Genomic DNA, 16,369 nt, shown 5'->3' with positions numbered 1-16,369 from the left:
GGCTGAATTTCACGCAAAGCGAGGATCGTCTCGGCTCGGCCGGAGGATCGCGCGTGAAGTTCAACCGCCTGGGATGGTACGTCCAGCGCCTGCGCGCGATGGGCCCGGCGGAGGTCGCGCACCGGGTCGGCGAGCAGGTGAAGCGGGCGCGCTGGCGCGGCGACCGGCGAGGCTGGGCCGCGTTCGACGTCGGCGACGGCCCCCTGGCGAGCCTCGCCGCCTTCGGCGACCGGCTGAGGGGTCCCTGGCCCGCCGAGGTGGAGGCCGCGACGCGGTCCGCCGCCGCCCGGACCCGCGCGGGGACGCCGGAGCTCCTGGGCGTGACGGTCGCGGCGGGCGCCTACGCTCCGGGCCTCTGGGCGCTGGATCCGGTCTCGGGGCGCCCGTGGTCGAGCCCGGACGTCTACTGCTTCGACGTGCCGTTTCGGAACGGCGAGGGGCGCGGCGACGTCAAGTTCGTCTTCGAGCTGAACCGGCTGCAGATGCTCCACCCGGTGGCGGCTCTCGCCATCCGCGATGGGGATCGCGACGCCGCCCGGTTCTGCCTGGAGGTCGTCCTGTCCTGGATTGAGGCGAACCCGCCCTTCCGGGGCGTCAACTGGCTCTCCGGCATCGAGCTCGCGCTGCGGCTGGCGTCGCTGGGCCTCGTCGTCGCGGCCGCCGCGCCGCATCTCGCGGACGCCGAGCGGCGCCGGCTGCGCAGCGCGGTGGCCGCCCACGGGTTCTGGCTCGCCCGCTACCCGTCCCTGCACTCCTCGGCCAACAACCACCACGTGGCGGAGTCGCTGGGCCTCCTGGTCGCGGGCCTCCTCGCCCCGGATCTGCCCGCCGCGCCCGCGTGGCGCGCCCAGGGCCGGCGCGGCCTCGTCGACGCGGCGAAGGACCAGTTCCACCCGGACGGCTGGGGCGCCGAGCAGACGCCGACCTATACGGCCTTCACGCTGGAGATGCTGGCCCTGGGCGGCCTCCTCCTCAGGGGCGAACGCGACCCCTACCCGGCCGAAACCTGGACCCTCATCGGAAGGGCCGCCGCCGCGCTCCGCAGCGTCACCGACCAGAACGGCCAGGCGCCGCGGATCGGCGACGACGACGAAGGCCGCGTCCTGGCCTGCCCGCCGGATCGCGAGCCGCGCTATCCCGCATCGGTCTCGGCGGCCCTCTCCGGCCTCATGGGCGAGCCCGCCCTCGCGCCGGAAGCCCGGGACCCGCATTGGCGCGACCTTCTCTTCGCCAGCCCTGGCCCAGGCCGCCCCAAGGAGGGTTTGGCCCACTATCCCGACGGCGGGATGACGGTGGTCCACGACCGCATCGCCGGCCGGCGCGCCATGGCGGCCTTCGACCATGGGCCGCTGGGCTTTCTCTCCATCGCGGCGCACGGGCACGCCGACGCGCTGGCGCTCTGGCTGCACCTCGACGGCGAGCCCGTGCTCGTCGACTCGGGGACCTATCTGTATTCCGGCGGCGGCGCGACCCGGGAGGCGCTGCGCGCGACCGCGAGCCACAACGCCCTCACCATCGACGGCGCCTCCCAGAGCGCGACGGCCGGGCCGTTCAACTGGCGGACCAAAGCCCGGACGCGACTCGAGCGCCTGGAGCGCGGCGCTTCATGGTCGATCTCAGCCTCCCACGACGGCTTCGTCGCACGCTTCGGCTTCCGCCACGAACGGTCTCTCGCCCGCACGGCGCAGGGCTTCACGGTGTCGGATCGCCTGATCGGCGACGGCCCTCGCCGCCCCGTCGAGATCCGTTTCCACCTGCGCCCGGACCTCGCCGTCGACATCGACGGGGGCGTCGCGACCGTGAGCGGGTCCGGCGGACCTTTGGCGGCGATCCGCTGCCCCGGCGAGGCGGCCCTCTCCCTGGTCAAGGGCTTGGACGGGACGCCGCCCTTCTGCTCGCCGGCTTTCGGCGTCCTTGGCCCCGGCCAGGCGCTTGTGGCGTCCAGCCACACCGACGCGCTCAAGGCGGGCGTCGTCACAGCCGTCGAGATCCTCCCCGCCGGGTGACCGAACTGTCCCATTCGAGGGCGCCCGCTGCGGCCCGGACCTTGCGATCCGTGTCCGCCGGGAGGCTCCCGTCCTGATGTTGAACATTCTGAAGCGCTCCGCCCTGTTCGATCGATTGGCCCGCCGTCCGCCCGTCCTCTACGGGCGAGCGAGGCGACTGATCGAGGCCTTCGACGCCATGGACGCCGGCCAGCGCGAGGCGGCCCAGGCCGAACTTCTCGAACGCGTGCTGGCCGACGCCGAGCAGACCGGGTTCTACGCCGGCGCGGGCTTGCGCGACCTCTCCTGCGCGCCCCTGCTCCGCAAGGAGGACGTGCGCCAGGCCGAGACGGCCTTCCAACGCGCCATCGCGGTCCCGCGCTCGCCGGCGGCCACCGGCGGCACCACCGGCGCCCCCCTGCGCCTGACCCGCTCGCCCGGACAGGTCGTGTTCGAGCAGGCCCTGGTCGACCATCTGATCGCCCTGGCGGGCGTCGAGCCGACCACGGTCCGCTCCGCCGTGATGCGGGGCGACGCCATCAAGCCCGTGGACGCCATGGGTCCGCCCTACTGGACCATCCTGGGCGTCGACCGGGCGCTCGTGTCGGCGCACCACCTGACTTCCGCGACTTATCCCGACTACGAGCGCTTCCTGGAGACGTTCAGGCCGTCCATCCTGCACGCCTATCCGTCCGCGCTGGAGCAGCTCACGACCTTCGCCGAAGAGCGCGGCGGCGGCCCGCCGCTGCGGCTCGTCTTCACCTCGTCCGAGCAGTTGCCCATGGGGCTGCGGGCGCGCGTGAAGGCCGCCTTCGGGGCCGATCTGCTGGATTTCTACGGCCAGGCGGAACGCGTCTGCGCGGCATGGTCCCTTCGCGACGGCGAGTTCTGGTTCCGGCCCGACTATGGCGCGGTCGAGTTTCGCGGAGGCGCGGCGGGCGTGCGCCTGATCGGCACGGGGCTGCACAACCGCGCGCAGATCCTGCTGCGCTACGACACCGGCGATCTCGCGGCCCTGGGTCCGCACGCCTCGCCCGAGCGCCGCCGCCTGATCGCCCTCGGGCTTGAGCCTTTCGAGGGCGTCTCCGGCCGGCAGAGCGAATATATCGAGCTGCCGGACGGGGCGCGGATCATCGGGCTGAACCACGTGCCGCGCGGCGTCGACGGCGCCAGCAGCATCCAGATCCTGCAGGACGGCCCATCGCGCGTGCGGCTTCGCGTCGTGCCGAACGCGCGCTACGGCGAGGCCACCCGCCAGCGCATCGAAGCCAATCTGCGCCTCAAGGCGCCGCTCAGCGTCGTCGTGGACTACGAGATCGCCGGAGCGCCCTACAGGCTGCCCAACGGCAAGGCGCCGCTATTCGTGGATCTTCGCGGCCGAGGGCCGTCGGCCTAGAAGCCGATCGCCATGCCGCCGCCGCCGGACCCGAGCGTCGGGCGAACCCCGCTCGTGCTCGGCGGCCAGGAAAACTCCTCGCGGCCGGGAAGCGGCTTCGGCAAGGGGGCGTCTTCCCATTTGGGCTGGCGTCCGCCGCCGGCGGTCTGGGCCGGCTGCGGCTTCGCCTTCGCGGCGGTCCTGCTGGCCGGCTGGACCTTCGGCTTGGCGGGCTTCTGAGCCGCGGGCCGCGGATCCGCGGGCGCGCCGAGCTGCTGGGCCGAGAGAGGCGTCGCGACCCACACGGCCATGAGGGCCGCAAGCGTCGGGGCGATGAAGCGCATGATCGTTCTCCTCTTGCGGCTCCCTCATAGCATCGGGAGCGAATTTGGCGAACCCGCGGCGGTTGCGGCTCGCGGGCGACGCCAGCGCTTGCGTTCTCCCGCGCTTCAGCGCATTCAGCAGGCGCGATCCCGCCGCCTCGCCCCTCCTCCCACCGCTCGCCGATGTCCCTCAGCCTCTATCTCGAAGTCCTGGTTCAAGGCGTGCTGACCGGTCTCGTCTACGGTCTGATGGCGCTCGGCCTGTCGGTGATCTTCGGGGTGGTGCGGGTGGTGAACTTCGCCCATGGCGAGTTCGCCGTGCTGGGCATGTATGCGGCCTTTGTGCTGTTCACGGGGCTCGGCCTCGACCCCTTCATCGCCATGGCGCCGATCGCGGCGCTGTTCTTCGTCATCGGCTACGGCCTGCAGCGGGCGTTGATCAATCCCTTCATCACCAGGCCGGAGCATGAGCAGTTCATCCTGCTGGTCGGCCTCGCGATCATCATGGTCAACGGCTTGCTGATGATTTTCGGCCCCGACGCGCGCCACGCCAACCTGCCCTACTCGTTCGACAGCTGGCTCGCGCCGACCGGCTTCTCCGCCGAGATCATCGTCGACAAGGTGCGTGTCTACGCCGCGCTGGCCGCGCTGGTCGTGTGCGGGCTCTTGTTCGCGTTCTTCCGCTTCACGCTGACCGGGACGGCCATCCGGGCCTGCGCCGACAACCTCGTCGGCGCGGCGGTCGTGGGCCTCGACGTGAAGCGCCTCTATGCGCTCACCTTCGCGCTCGGCCTCGCCTGCGTCGGCGCCGCCGGGTCGCTGATGGTGGCGCTGACGGACGTCACCCCGATGCTGGCGCCCTCATTCACGCTGCTCGCCTTCACGATCGTGATCATCGGCGGGCTGGGATCCATGATGGGCGCGCTGGCCGGCGGGCTCTTGATCGGCGTCGCCGAGGCGCTGGCGAGCGTGGTCGCGGCGCCGTCGTTGAAGAGCATGATCTCCTTCGCGCTGCTCGTGATCGTGCTCGCTTTCCGCCCGCAGGGGTTGATGGGGCGCCGCCCCGCATGATCGCCCGGCTCCTTCGCTCCGCCCCGCCGCGGGCCGTCGCCCTCCTGGCGGGGCTGCTCGGCGCGCTGCTTCTCGTCCCGCTGGCGCTCGACCGCTATCTCCTGTCCGTCTTCGTCCTGGTGTTCTGGTTCGCCTATGTGGGCCAGGCCTGGAACGTCATGATGGGCTTCGCCGGCCTGCTGTCGCTGGGCCACGCTCTTTATGTGGGGCTCGGCGCCTATGTGGCGGCCGCGCTCTTCGTGCATTACGGGGTCGGACCCTGGGCCGGACTCTGGCTCTCGGCGCTCCTGTCGGTCGCGGCCGGCGCGGCGATCGGATGGCTCGGCTTCCGGTTCCGGATCGAGGGCGTGTATTTCTCCCTCCTCACCATCGCCTTTGCGGAGGTGGCGCGCGTCGGCTTCGATCACCTGGGCTGGACCGGAGGCGCGGCGGGCCTGTTCCTGCCGGTGAGCGCGGGCGGCGCCGGCGAGTGGTGGAACCTGCGCGGCGGGCCGCTCTTCTTCTACTATGTCGCGCTCGCCATGGCGGCCGGGGCTTTCGTTCTCTGCGCGGCCCTGCGCCATTCCCGGCTGGGCTATCGCTGGCTTGCGGTCCGCGAGGACGCCGAAGCCGCCCGGGCGCTGGGCGTGGACGTGTTCCGGGCCAGGATGGCGGCCGTCGTCGTGTCCGCGGCGCTGACGAGCCTCGGAGGCGTGTTCTACGCGTTCTATTACAATAACCTCTTCCCCGGTCAGGTGTTCGACATGTCCCGCTCGATCGAGATGATCCTCGGACCGATCGTGGGCGGCATCGGCACGCTGTTCGGCCCCGTCCTGGGCGCGTTCATCCTGACGCCGCTGGGCGAGGTCCTGATTGCGGCGACGAACGCCCTGGGGCTGAACGCGCCCGGAACCAAGGCGGTGTTCTACGGCGTCTGCCTGATGGTCATCGTCATCCTGGCCCCGAACGGCCTCTGGCCGGCCCTCAAGAAGCGTCTCGGCATCCCCGAGGCCGACGCATGAGCGCGCTCCTCTCCGTCCAGAGCGCGTCGAAGCGGTTCAGGGGATTGCTGGCCGTCGACTCCGTCTCGTTCGAGGTCGAGCAGGGCGCCATCTTCGCCGTCATCGGCCCGAACGGGGCCGGCAAGACGACGCTGTTCAACCTCATCGCCGGCGTCTACCGGCCGGAACAGGGCGCGATCGCCTTCGACGGACGACGCATCGACGGGCTCAGCCCGGACGCGATCTGCGCGCTGGGGCTCGCCCGCACTTTCCAGATCGTCCGGCCCTTCCCCCATCTCAGCGTGCTGGAGAACGCGCTCGTCGGAGCGCTCCTGCACGAGGCCGACGTCGAAGCCGCCCGCCGGGCGGCGAGCGACGTCCTGCGCCTCCTCGATCTCTGGGACATCCGGGCCCGCAAGGCCGGCTCGCTCACGCTGCCCGACCGCAAGCGCCTGGAGGTCGCCCGCGCGCTGGCCACGCGCCCTCGGCTCCTGCTGCTGGACGAGGTGATGGCCGGGCTGCGTCCGGCGGAGACGGACCGCATGGTGGCCATCCTGAGGGAGCTGAACAGGTCGCAGGGCCTCACCATCCTGATGATCGAGCATGTCATGCGCGCCGTGATGGCGCTCGCGGACCGCATCCACGTGCTCCACCATGGAGCGACGATCGCCGAGGGCGCGCCAGAAGACGTGACCCGCGACCCGGCCGTCATCGAATCCTATCTCGGCCAGGCGGACCATCCGGTCGGAGCGCTCGGCTGATGCTGCAGGTCAGGAACCTGGATCTGAGCTATGGCGACGCGCAGGCGCTGGACGGCGTGTCGCTCGACGTCCCCGCCGGGGCGATCGTCGCCATCGTGGGCGCGAACGGCGCGGGCAAGACGTCCCTGATCCGCGCCATCGCCGGCATGCTGCGGCCGTCGCGGGGCGAGATCCTGTGGAAGGGCCGCGACATCGCCGGACAGCCGAGCCACGTCGTCTGCGATCTCGGCGTCGGGCAGGTCGCCGAGGGCCGGCAGGTGTTCCCCACGCTCAGCGTGCGCGAGAACCTGCTGATGGGCGCCATGCTGGCGCGCGGACGGGCGAGGCGCGCCGCCAATCTGGAGCGCATGTATGCGATGTTTCCGCGCCTCGCCGACCGGCATGCGCAGCTCGCCGGGACTCTGTCGGGCGGCGAGCAGCAGATGCTCGCCATCGCGCGCTGCCTCATGGGCGAGCCCGAGCTGGTGATGTTCGACGAACCCTCCCTCGGCCTCTCGCCCGCGATGGTCCAGCAGGTGCTGGGCGCCGTCGTGGAGCTCAATCGCGCCGGACTGACCTGCGTCCTCGTGGAGCAGAACGTGGCCGTGTCGCTGCGGCTGGCGTCCCGCGCCTATGTGCTGGAGAACGGGCGGGTGACGCTGTCGGGCGCGGGCCAGGACCTCCTCGACGACGACCGCGTCCGGCAGGCCTATCTGGGGCTCTGAGGCTCAGTCCAGCAGCGCCGTGCGCAGCGTGTCGTTCTCCAGCCAGGCCTGCACGGGCTTGCCGATGAAGCCAGGGTCGACGTCGTCGGCGGTGCGGTAGACGCCGTCGATGGCCAGGAGCTCGGCCTCGAACCGCCGGCAGAAGATCCGCGACTTCCCGTTGCCGGACACGCCCGCGATGGCGCGCCCGCGCAGGGCCCCGTGGACCGTGATGGAGCCGCCCGCCACGATCTCTGCCCCGAACTGCACCGCGCCGATGACGGTCACGTCTCCCTTGGGAAAGTAGATCTGCTGCCCGGAGCGGATCGGCTCTGGAATCACCAGCGAGGTGGCCTCGCCCTCCGCGGCGGCCTCGAGGGGCGCCGCCGCCTCTGGGGCCGGAACGGGCGCGGGCGCCGCAGGCGCAACGGCCGCGACCGGCGCGCCTGCGGATCGAAACTCGGGCGAGGGATCGGCCCTGCCGCCGAGAAGCTGCGCCGGCGTGCCGATCCCGAGCCATTCGACGTCGGCCCCGTCGACGCCCATGACGCGCACATTGCGCGCCTGCAGCGCCGCCACCAGCGTGGGAATGTCGCTCTGGTCCATGCGCAGGGCCGAGAGGTCGAGCACCACCGGCCGCCCCTTGAAGAAGGACGGCGCGCGGGTCAGCCAGTCGTCGAGGTCGGCCAGCCACCTGTCCAGCGGCGGATCCGGCGCCACCACGAGGGCGAGGAAGTTTCGTCCGCGAAAGCGGATCGAAGGCCGGGGTTGCGATTCTGTGGTCACGCTGTCTCGTCCGTTTGCCGCTTCATGCTTTGGTCGCGAGGCGAGTCAAGTCAACGGCGCGGGCCGGCTTGTCCACCGGCGACGGCCGCGGCCGCGGGCCCTTCACCGGGCCCTGCCCCGCTCCGCCACCAGGATCCCGCCGATCACCATCGCGAGCGCCAGAGCATCGGAGAGCGAGAACGGCTCGCGCAACAGTGTCGTGGAGAGAAGCGCGCCGAAGACGGGCACGAGGTTGTAGAACGCGCTCGCGCGGCTCGGGCCGATGAGCTCCAGGGCCCGGATATAGCAGATCTGGCACAGCAGCGACGGCAGCCACGCCACGTAGAGCAGGACGGCCCAACCCTTCAGGGTCGGCCATTGCAACTGGCCCGCGACGGCCTCGGCGATCACGAGCGGGATCGACGTGATGCAGGCGGCGAGCGCCAGGGCGGCGAAGAACACCAGGCCGGACGTCGCCGGACGCCTGCGCAGCAGGATCGTATAGGCCGCGTAGAGGACGCTGGCGACCAGCAGCCACAGGTCGCCCCGGTTGAACGACAGCGCCGTCAGCACGCCGACATCGCCGTGCGAGGCCGTCAGCGCCACGCCCAGGATGGTTAGCGCCACCCCGGCGGCCTGCAGCGGCCCCACCGCCCCGCCGAAGAACAGCACCGCCCCGATCAGGATGAAGATCGGCGTCGACCCCTGGATGATCGCGATGTTGACGGCGGTGGTGTAGTGCGCCGCTTCATAGAACAGGGCGTTGAAGGCCGTGAAGCCGATGGCGCCCATCATGAGGACGTAGCGCCAGGAGGGCAGCAGCAGCCGCCATTCCGCCAGGATGGGCCCCCGCGCCACCACCGCCAGCGTCCCGAAGGAGATGAACCAGCGCAGGAAGGTGACCATCATGGGCGAGACCTCGCCGACCGCGAGCTTGCCCGCGACGACGTTGCCGCCCCACATCAAGGTGGTGAAGACCAGGAGAAGATAGGGCTGGTTGAAGAACCAGCCCCTGAGAACGCCGAGCGTCGAACGCACGTATGACCCGTCTTCGTCGACCGGATCGGCGCCGCGCCGGGTCCGTCCGCGTGGAACGCCCCGGAACGGCCCGGCGACGCAGGTGAGCGGTCATCCCATACGCGGGCGCGCCGCGCAATTCCCGAGCGGCGTCGCGCGGCCGTGCAACCGGCCCCGGCCCGAACCGGTCAGTCGCAGACGCGGACGGTGCGGTATCCGGCCACGGCGCCGTACTCGTCGAAGAGCGGCCGGCGCACGCGGCGGCACTCCTCGTAGACCACGGGCGGCGGAGCCTCCACCTCCCGATACACCGGGCCGCGGTTCATGCTGTTGGCGACCACGCCTCCGAGCACCGCCCCGGCGGCCAGCCCGCCGAACAGCGCGCCGTTCTGCCCATCGCGGGCCTGCGCCGGCGCGCCGATGGCGGCGGCGACCAGGGCGGCCGCGGCGGCGGCCAGGATTCGCGAGCGGTTCGTCCTGTGAGAAGTCATCGTGGTCCCCATGTCGTGATGGGGAAAACCTGCCGAATCCCGATTAACGGAGACTTACCAGACCCCGGAAGCCGCGCCGAACGCAGGTCCGTCACGGGGCCTGGACCGGCGTCAGTGAGTCGAGGACGGCCGCTCCAGCGCCGCCGCCCAGGCCTCCTCGGCCTCGTCCACGCTCCTGGCGTCGATTTTGGCGATGTCCAGGATCTCGATGTCCCCGCGCAGCCGATTGGCCCTGATGCTGAGATAGGGCTGCCCCAGGACCGAGATGAGCGCGTTGGCGGCGCGATGCGCCGCGGCCTCGTCGCCGGCGAGATATTTCGCCAGCACCACCTCGGCGAAATGCCCGGCGATCATCTGCGCGGTTTCGGGATCGTCGAGCGCCTTGCGGCTCACCAGATCGTCGACCGCCCGGGAATATTCGTCAGGACCTGTTTGCGGAGCGACGCGCAGGGCCGCCACGCCGGGGTCCCGCCCTCTCTCTTCCACGACGAACGCGACGAGCCCCATGGCGCCCTCCTGGCCAGCCGCGACGGCGGCGCGAACAGCTCGCAAGCCGCCGCAAGAAACGGCTTCAACGGATTGAATGATAACAGGAAATGGCGGGAGTGACGGGACTCGAACCCGCGGCCTCCGGCGTGACAGGCCGGCGCTCTAACCAACTGAGCTACACCCCCGCAGGGCGAACCGTGTGGTCCGCTGCGGTGGGGGTGAATTACGGGACGCCCCCGTCCCTGTCAACCGTCCCCTCGCGAAAAAGGAGCGCCGCCCGCGGCGCGTCTTCTCCTCGCCCCGCATGGCTCCCCGCCGCCTGAGCCCAGGCCGAGGCGGAGCCTCAAATCCTGAGCGCCCGCAGGGCGTTGAGGATGACCGCGACGTCGATCGCCTCCTGGGCGAGCGCCCCCTGCAGCGGCGTCAGCAGGCCGAAGCTGGCCGCGATCATCCCGGCCGTGGACAGGCCGATCCCGACGAGCACGCTCTGGATCGCGATTCTGGTCGCGAGCCGGCCCGTGCGGACCGCTTCGGGAAGCCGGTCGAGGCTGTCGACGAGGATCACCACGTCGGCGGCTTCCGCCGAGGCCGCGGCGCCTTTCGAGCCCATTGCCACCCCGACATCCGCGGCCGCCAGCGCGGGCGCGTCGTTGACGCCGTCGCCGACCATCATGGTCGCGCCCGCGCCCGAGCAGGTTCGCACGGCCTCGACTTTCTGGGCGGGCGCAGCCTGCGCGATGACCTCGTCGATCCCCAGCCCATCGGCGACCGCGTGGGCCACCGCCGCGGAATCGCCCGTCACCAGCACGATGCGCGTGACGCCCTCGCGGCGGAGCGCGGCCAAAGCCTCCCGCGCGTCGGGCCTGACCACGTCGGCCAGCGTGATGGCGCCGGCGAAGCGGCCGCCGACGCCGACGAAAGCCGTCATCCGGCCGGCGGCTTCCGCGCTGGCGCGATGATCGTCGGCCCAGCGGCAGCGCTGGGCCGAGGCCGCAACGTGTTCGAAGGACCCGACGCTGACGGGCGCGCCGTCGACCTCGCCGCTCAGCCCGGCGCCCGGGCTCTCGACCACCTCGAGCGGCGACGAAAGCGCCAGCCCGCTGCGCCGCGCCCCGCCCGCGATCGCCGCCGAGACCACATGCGGGGACGCCTGCGCCAGGGAGCCCGCCGAGCGAAGCACCTCCTCCCGGGAGGCTCGCCCGGCGCTGTGCACCCCGACGACCACCGGCGCGCCACCGGTCAGCGTTCCCGTCTTGTCGAGCAGCAGCGTGCGCACGCGCCCGAGCGCCTCCAGCGCGCCGGCGCTCTTCACCAGCACGCCGCGATGCGCGCAGCGGGACACGCCCGCCACGATGGCGACCGGCACGGCCAGGATCAGCGGGCACGGCGTCGCCACCACCAGCACGGCCAGGGCCCGCGTCGGGTCGCCCGACGCCAGCCAGGCCGCCCCGGCCAGCGCGACGGAGACCGCCAGGAACCCGAGCGCATAGCGGTCGGCGAGCCTCGCCATCGGCGCGCGCGAGGCCTGCGCGGCGGCCACCAGCCGCACGATGCCCGCATAGGTGCTCTCCGCCGCGAGACGCGACGCCACGAGGTCGAACGCGCCTCCGGCGTTGACGGCGCCGCTCATCACCTCGTCCCCGACCGGATGGATCCGCGGGAGCGGCTCTCCGGTCAGCGCCGCTTCGTCCAGGACGGCTTCGCGGCCCGCCACGATCCCGTCGACCGGGGTGGTGTCGCCGGGACGCACCAGCAGCCGGTCGCCTGGCGCGATGGCCTCCAGCGGCGCATCCTCGAGGCGGCCGTCCACGTAGCGCTGCGCCCGCCGCGGGGCCCGGGCCAGGAGGGCGGTCATCTCGCGCCGGGCGCGTCCCTCCGCAAAGGCCTCCAGCAGTTGGCCGCCGGACAGCATGAGGGCGATCACGGCCCCGGCCAGCTCCTCGCCCAGCGCGAGCGATCCCGCCATGGACAGCGCGGCGAGGAGGTCGAGACCGAAGCGGCCCTGGGACAGGGCCCTGACGATGTCGACCAGCAGCGCCGCGAGCACGATCCCGGCCCCGGTCGCCCAGATCCCCCGGGCCGCGCCCGGCATGTCGAGGCCGGCGAGCGCCAGCCCGCCCGCCAGCGCGGCCGCTGCGATCGCAAACTGAATCCGGGATCGAAATCGTTCCACCAGCGCCTCCGCCAGCACCTTACGGCAGCCGACCCGCGGCGCCCTTGTCATGAAGCAAAGCCTTACGGGTTCTTGCTTCAGGCGCTTCGGCCCGAGACGGCGCGAAGGCGACCTCCGCCCGTGTGCTGGCGCACCGCATGAGCGGGTCGTCGGCGGCACCTTCGACGGGCGGCGGACCTGATGAGGCCGCCGCGCCGGAAGCACGAGGCAGGATTCAGCGCCATGGAACCGCTCCCCGACCCGAGATCCCTCGCCTCGCCGATCGTCAACGAACGCCGGCCGGACTACCCGATCCGCTGGGAGCTGCCGAGCGGCGCCTTCCGGTACAAGGTCAAGGATGGCGACACCTGGGAGACGGTGGCCCGGACCTTCCAGGTCAAGAGCGCCCGATACCTGATGTTCTTCAACTTCTACGTGGTCGTCGACCGCAGGAAGCAGCACACCACGAACGAGGTGAACTGGTACCTGCGCAACTATGTGGGATGCAACGTCAGCACCGACGGGCGGCGCAACTGGGCGTTCAGCGACAGCGCGAAGCCCGGCGTCATCTTCATCCCGACGCGCACGATCGACTTCGAGGGAGACGGCCTCGTCATCGTCGGCAGCAAGGGCGTCGGCGACGAGATCTCCGTCCCCCAATATGACGACAGCAACATCCTGGATACGCTCGGAAAGGCCCTCGACGTTTATGGCGCGGTCGATCTGGGGATCGGCGTGTCGGAGCTGGCCCTGCCCGCCCTTCTCGAAGGAGGCCTGATCTTCAGCGGCGCCGCCGCCAGCGTGGTCGGTCCCCTGGTCGCGGTCGGCGGCCCTCACATGGAGGCGCTGCAAAAGCGCAACCGGGACAACTTCTTCGGCGGCTTCGCGGATGGCCTCGTCATGTCGGCCAACGGCGCCTCGAGCAGCTACATCAAGGAGCGCCGCGAATGGCGCTACGCGCCGCACGAGACCCAATATCCGGAAAAGGCCGAGACCTTCCGCAAGCTTCACAACGCCGGACTGGAGCTCGGCATCCGAAAGGGCCGGATGTTCAACACGGTGGATCGCGAGCGTTTCTTCACGTCCCTGCATGCGCAGATGTCCCAGGACGACAAGGACTATTACAGCCCGCGCATTCCGTGGAAGGACTGGAGCGAGGACAAGAAGAAGCAGTATTACGATCTGCTGTCCTCCATGGTGCGGCGGACGATGCTCTCCCATGGATTGAAGTTCAAACTCCACTCCTGAGCCGTTCGAAAACGATGGGCGTCGCGTCGCGCAAGATCTGGCTCTCCGGCCGTGGCCGCCCGGCAGGGGCGGCGCAAGACTTCGAGCGCTTTTTGAATTCCCCGCTTCAACGTCATCCACGGAGGCTTGCCTTGCTCGCGATCGTTCCCTTTGTTAGCTTGAATAAGAAAACGAGCATTTGGAGCCTGCTGAAACCGGGGGTGGACGATGCTCAAGACTTTTCCCGTCCGTGAACTCGTCCTGCTCCTCGGCATCGTGGCGCTTTGCGGCCCAGTCCAGGCGCAGGGACCGTCCGGGCGCAAGACGGCGAGGCCGGACGCCAGGGTCTTCTTCGTCGACCTGAAGGACGGCCAGACCGTCCCGTCGCGCTTTACGGTGAAGTTCGGCGCAGAAAATGTCGACATCGTCGCGGCCGGGGTCGCCAAGCCCAATTCGGGCCATCATCACATCCTCGTCGACGCTCCCCTGCCGCCGCTGGACCAGCCGATCCCGAGCGACCTGAACCATCTGCATTTCGGCCGGGCGCAGACGGAAGCCGAGATCATCCTGCCCGCCGGGGACCACACGCTCCAGCTCATCCTGGGCGACAACGACCACCTGCCGCACAATCCGCCCATCGTTTCGGAGGTCGTGCATGTCCGCGTCGATCAGGCCACCGTGGAGAAGCCCCGCTCGCCCGCGCCGCCCGGGGCGAGCGTCTCCTTCGTGGGCCTGGAGGATGGCGCGACCATCCCCACCAAGGCGACGATCCGGTTCGCGCTCGCCGGCATGAAGCTGTCGCCCGCCGGCGCCAGCGAACCCATGTCGGGCCACCATCACCTGATCGTCGACGCGCCCACCCCGGACCTCGACCGTGAGATCCCGAGCGACCCGAACCACCTGCATTTCGGCCGGGGGCAAACGCAGGTGGACCTCGCCTTGACGCCAGGCCCCCACACGCTGCAGCTCCTGCTGGGCGACCATGAGCACGTCCCGCACGATCCGCCCGTGATGTCCAAGATCATCCACGTCGTGGCGTCCGACGCTCCCGGCGCGCAGAAGCCGGCCCAGGCCTCGGCGGCCCCGGGCAGGACGCCGGCCCCGCCCGACGCGGCCGTCTATTTCATCTACCCGTCGAAGGGCGCGCTGATCTATCCGAACACCACGGTGCGCTTCGGCCTGCGCAACATGGGCGTGGCGCCGGCCGGCGTGACCAAGGAGAACACCGGCCACCATCATCTCCTGGTGGACGTGGAGACGCCCGCCCTGGACGGCCCGATCCCGAGCGATCCCCGTCATTTGCACTTCGGCGCGGGGCAGACTGAGAAGAAGATCACTCTCAAACCCGGCAAACATACGCTTCAATTGATCCTGGGCGACAGCCAGCACGTGCCGTTCGATCCGCCGGTGATGACCGAACGGATCGAGGTCACCGTCATGGGGCCCAAGAAGCGGCGGCGGCGGTGATGAGGCGGACGGTCGGGGAGCCCAAGGCGATGAGCGACGGACACAGGATCGCGACGTGCGTGACCGGCCTGGCGCTCGCCCTGGCCGCGTTGGGATGGGCCGGCCTGAGCGCGGCGGGGACGCCCGCTCCGCCCGGCGCCCTCGTCTACTTCCACTACCCCCTCGACGGGATCCATGTGCCGCAGCGGTTCACCGTGCGCATCGGCCTGAAGGAGATGGGCGTCGCGCCGGCGGGCGTCACCAAGGAGAACACGGGCCATCACCATCTCCTGGTCGACGTCGATCCCGGCGACCTCTCCCGGCCGATCCCCTCGGACTACAACCACATCCATCTCGGCAACGGCCAGACCGAGGTGCTGCTCACGCTGCCGCCGGGGCCGCATACGCTCCAGCTTCTCCTGGGCGACCACGAGCATGTCCCGCACACGCCGCCCGTCATGTCCAAGAAGATCACGGTCTATGTGCGCTGAACCACGAACCGCCGTCCGAACGAGAAGCGCCGAGGCCGCCGCGAAGATCCTGATCGGGTTGACCGTCGTCGTGTGGACGTCGGGCTGGAGCGCCTGCCTGGCGCAGGCCCGCAGGCCCGCCGAGCCCGCCAGACCGGCGCCGCCCGCGGCCCAGGCGGACTCGCTGGAGAGCCGCTTCTGGAACTCGATCCAGGCCGGCGATGTGGCCTCCGATTTCCGGACCTATCTCGACGCCTATCCCAACGGGCAATACGCCGCGCAGGCCCGCGCGCGCCTGCGCGAACTGGAGGCCAAGGCGGGAGGCTCCCCCGGCTCCGGCCGCGTCGTGATCAAGCCCGCGCCCGAGCCCGCCAGGCCGGCCCCGACGCCGCCGCCTGCGACGCAGGCCGGCGCTCCGGCCGGGGTGGTGCGGGACTGCGAGACATGTCCCGCCCTCGTGCCGATCCCCGCCGGGACCTTCATGATGGGCTCGACGGAGTTCTTCCCGTTCGAGGCCCCCGTGCATCAGGTGTCGATCCGCAAGCCCTACTATCTCGGTCAGCGCGAGGTCACCTACGACGAGTGGGACGCCTGCGTGGCCGAGGGGGGCTGCGCCTTCTCGCCCAGTGACCGCGGCGCCGGACGGGGATCGCGGCCGGTCGGCAACGTCGACTGGAACGACGCGCAGCAATTCGTCGGGTGGTTGTCCAAGAAGACCGGCAAGTCCTATCGCCTGCCGACCGAAAGCGAATGGGAGTTCGCCGCCCGGGCCGGGACGACCACCACCTACCCGTGGGGCAAAGCCATGGAGAAGGGCAAGGCCCATTGCATGGGGTGCAACCCGGAGCCGGCCGCCAACGCCGTCGCGACGGGCTCCTTTCCGCCCAATGCGTTCGGCCTCTACGACATGGTGGGCAACGTCGCCGAATGGGTCGAGGACTGCTGGAACGACTCCTTCAAGTCCGCCCCCACGGACGGCTCGGCCTGGACCAGGCCGCGCTGCCAGGAGCGCGTCCTGCGCGGCGGCTCCTTCACCAACGACCAGCGCTATGTGCGCTCCGCCTCACGCTACAAATACGACTACGACGTCCGCTTCTACGCCAACGGCCTGAGGGTCGCGCGCGACCTCTGAGC

Annotated in this window: 16 protein-coding genes and 1 tRNA gene; 10 read left to right on the top strand and 7 right to left on the bottom strand. The window is 70.8% G+C overall.

Annotated features, from left to right (window positions below):
- Positions 1-53: 53 nt before the first annotated feature.
- Complete coding sequence (locus ACYVO7_RS13615) at positions 54-2,006, top strand: heparinase II/III family protein (RefSeq protein WP_460450369.1); 1,953 nt, start codon at positions 54-56, stop codon at positions 2,004-2,006.
- 76 nt (positions 2,007-2,082) lie between these two features.
- A complete protein-coding gene (locus ACYVO7_RS13610) occupies positions 2,083-3,381 on the top strand; it encodes a phenylacetate--CoA ligase family protein (protein ID WP_460450368.1) in 1,299 nt (432 codons plus the stop codon).
- Here the strand turns inward: ACYVO7_RS13610 and ACYVO7_RS13605 are convergent.
- Positions 3,378-3,704, bottom strand: coding sequence for a hypothetical protein (locus tag ACYVO7_RS13605; protein WP_460450367.1), 327 nt, complete (start codon positions 3,702-3,704; stop codon positions 3,378-3,380). The genes ACYVO7_RS13610 and ACYVO7_RS13605 overlap by 4 nt on opposite strands.
- A 162-nt stretch (positions 3,705-3,866) precedes the next feature.
- On the opposite strand from ACYVO7_RS13605, the gene ACYVO7_RS13600 reads away from it, so the two are divergent.
- Genes ACYVO7_RS13600 through ACYVO7_RS13585 form a run of 4 tightly spaced genes read left to right on the top strand, consistent with a single transcriptional unit; the run spans position 3,867 to position 7,199 of the window.
- Complete coding sequence (locus tag ACYVO7_RS13600; protein WP_460450366.1) at positions 3,867-4,754, top strand: branched-chain amino acid ABC transporter permease; 888 nt, start codon at positions 3,867-3,869, stop codon at positions 4,752-4,754.
- Positions 4,751-5,755, top strand: a complete 1,005-nt coding sequence (locus ACYVO7_RS13595) for a branched-chain amino acid ABC transporter permease (protein ID WP_460450365.1) — start codon at positions 4,751-4,753, stop codon at positions 5,753-5,755. The genes ACYVO7_RS13600 and ACYVO7_RS13595 overlap by 4 nt, the downstream gene beginning before the upstream one ends.
- Positions 5,752-6,495 carry an ABC transporter ATP-binding protein gene (locus ACYVO7_RS13590; RefSeq protein WP_460450364.1) on the top strand — a complete coding sequence of 248 codons (744 nt, stop codon included), beginning with the start codon at positions 5,752-5,754 and terminating at the stop codon, positions 6,493-6,495. The genes ACYVO7_RS13595 and ACYVO7_RS13590 overlap by 4 nt, the downstream gene beginning before the upstream one ends.
- Positions 6,495-7,199, top strand: a complete 705-nt coding sequence (locus tag ACYVO7_RS13585; protein ID WP_460450363.1) for an ABC transporter ATP-binding protein — start codon at positions 6,495-6,497, stop codon at positions 7,197-7,199. The genes ACYVO7_RS13590 and ACYVO7_RS13585 overlap by 1 nt, the downstream gene beginning before the upstream one ends.
- Before the next feature lie 3 nt (positions 7,200-7,202).
- On the opposite strand, the gene minC is transcribed toward ACYVO7_RS13585, so the two are convergent.
- From minC to ACYVO7_RS13555, 6 genes are all read right to left on the bottom strand, one after another.
- The gene (minC, locus tag ACYVO7_RS13580; protein ID WP_460450362.1) at positions 7,203-7,964 is read right to left on the bottom strand and encodes a septum site-determining protein MinC; all 762 of its coding nucleotides are present in this window, start codon (positions 7,962-7,964) and stop codon (positions 7,203-7,205) included.
- Between the two features lie 102 nt (positions 7,965-8,066).
- A complete protein-coding gene (locus ACYVO7_RS13575) occupies positions 8,067-8,981 on the bottom strand; it encodes a DMT family transporter (RefSeq protein WP_460450361.1) in 915 nt (304 codons plus the stop codon).
- A gap of 167 nt (positions 8,982-9,148) precedes the next feature.
- Positions 9,149-9,451, bottom strand: a complete 303-nt coding sequence (locus tag ACYVO7_RS13570) for a hypothetical protein (protein ID WP_460450360.1) — start codon at positions 9,449-9,451, stop codon at positions 9,149-9,151.
- Between the two features lie 111 nt (positions 9,452-9,562).
- Positions 9,563-9,958: a hypothetical protein gene (locus ACYVO7_RS13565; RefSeq protein WP_460450359.1), complete on the bottom strand. Its 396-nt coding sequence runs from the start codon at positions 9,956-9,958 to the stop codon at positions 9,563-9,565.
- A gap of 90 nt (positions 9,959-10,048) precedes the next feature.
- Positions 10,049-10,125: transfer RNA gene (locus tag ACYVO7_RS13560), tRNA-Asp, on the bottom strand.
- Between the two features lie 158 nt (positions 10,126-10,283).
- Complete coding sequence (locus tag ACYVO7_RS13555) at positions 10,284-12,113, bottom strand: heavy metal translocating P-type ATPase (protein WP_460450358.1); 1,830 nt, start codon at positions 12,111-12,113, stop codon at positions 10,284-10,286.
- Between the two features lie 222 nt (positions 12,114-12,335).
- Here ACYVO7_RS13555 and ACYVO7_RS13550 point away from each other — a divergent pair, with 222 nt between their 5' ends.
- The 4 genes from ACYVO7_RS13550 to ACYVO7_RS13535 all read left to right on the top strand — a co-directional run bounded on the left by ACYVO7_RS13550 (position 12,336) and on the right by ACYVO7_RS13535 (position 16,367).
- The gene (locus ACYVO7_RS13550; protein ID WP_460450357.1) at positions 12,336-13,340 is read left to right on the top strand and encodes a hypothetical protein; all 1,005 of its coding nucleotides are present in this window, start codon (positions 12,336-12,338) and stop codon (positions 13,338-13,340) included.
- Between the two features lie 207 nt (positions 13,341-13,547).
- The gene (locus ACYVO7_RS13545; RefSeq protein ID WP_460450356.1) at positions 13,548-14,786 is read left to right on the top strand and encodes a DUF4399 domain-containing protein; all 1,239 of its coding nucleotides are present in this window, start codon (positions 13,548-13,550) and stop codon (positions 14,784-14,786) included.
- 29 nt (positions 14,787-14,815) lie between these two features.
- Positions 14,816-15,256 (top strand): DUF4399 domain-containing protein, encoded by a 441-nt coding sequence (locus tag ACYVO7_RS13540; protein ID WP_460450355.1) that lies wholly within the window; start codon positions 14,816-14,818, stop codon positions 15,254-15,256.
- A gap of 58 nt (positions 15,257-15,314) precedes the next feature.
- The gene (locus ACYVO7_RS13535) at positions 15,315-16,367 is read left to right on the top strand and encodes a formylglycine-generating enzyme family protein (RefSeq protein WP_460450354.1); all 1,053 of its coding nucleotides are present in this window, start codon (positions 15,315-15,317) and stop codon (positions 16,365-16,367) included.
- Positions 16,368-16,369 lie beyond the last annotated feature (2 nt).

It is taken from the genome of Alsobacter sp. SYSU BS001988 (assembly GCF_054796215.1).
The sequence above is the reverse complement of the archived record's forward strand: the minus strand, read 5'-3'. Positions and strand labels throughout refer to the sequence as shown.

Coding starts and splice junctions, on each gene's coding strand:
- ACYVO7_RS13610 (WP_460450368.1), top strand. CDS start 2,083: ATGTTGAACATTCTGAAGCGCTCCGCCCTGTTCGATCGATTGGCCCGC.
- ACYVO7_RS13605 (WP_460450367.1), bottom strand. CDS start 3,704: ATGCGCTTCATCGCCCCGACGCTTGCGGCCCTCATGGCCGTGTGGGTC.
- ACYVO7_RS13600 (WP_460450366.1), top strand. CDS start 3,867: ATGTCCCTCAGCCTCTATCTCGAAGTCCTGGTTCAAGGCGTGCTGACC.
- ACYVO7_RS13595 (WP_460450365.1), top strand. CDS start 4,751: ATGATCGCCCGGCTCCTTCGCTCCGCCCCGCCGCGGGCCGTCGCCCTC.
- ACYVO7_RS13590 (WP_460450364.1), top strand. CDS start 5,752: ATGAGCGCGCTCCTCTCCGTCCAGAGCGCGTCGAAGCGGTTCAGGGGA.
- ACYVO7_RS13585 (WP_460450363.1), top strand. CDS start 6,495: ATGCTGCAGGTCAGGAACCTGGATCTGAGCTATGGCGACGCGCAGGCG.
- ACYVO7_RS13570 (WP_460450360.1), bottom strand. CDS start 9,451: ATGACTTCTCACAGGACGAACCGCTCGCGAATCCTGGCCGCCGCCGCG.
- ACYVO7_RS13565 (WP_460450359.1), bottom strand. CDS start 9,958: ATGGGGCTCGTCGCGTTCGTCGTGGAAGAGAGAGGGCGGGACCCCGGC.
- ACYVO7_RS13550 (WP_460450357.1), top strand. CDS start 12,336: ATGGAACCGCTCCCCGACCCGAGATCCCTCGCCTCGCCGATCGTCAAC.
- ACYVO7_RS13545 (WP_460450356.1), top strand. CDS start 13,548: ATGCTCAAGACTTTTCCCGTCCGTGAACTCGTCCTGCTCCTCGGCATC.
- ACYVO7_RS13540 (WP_460450355.1), top strand. CDS start 14,816: ATGAGCGACGGACACAGGATCGCGACGTGCGTGACCGGCCTGGCGCTC.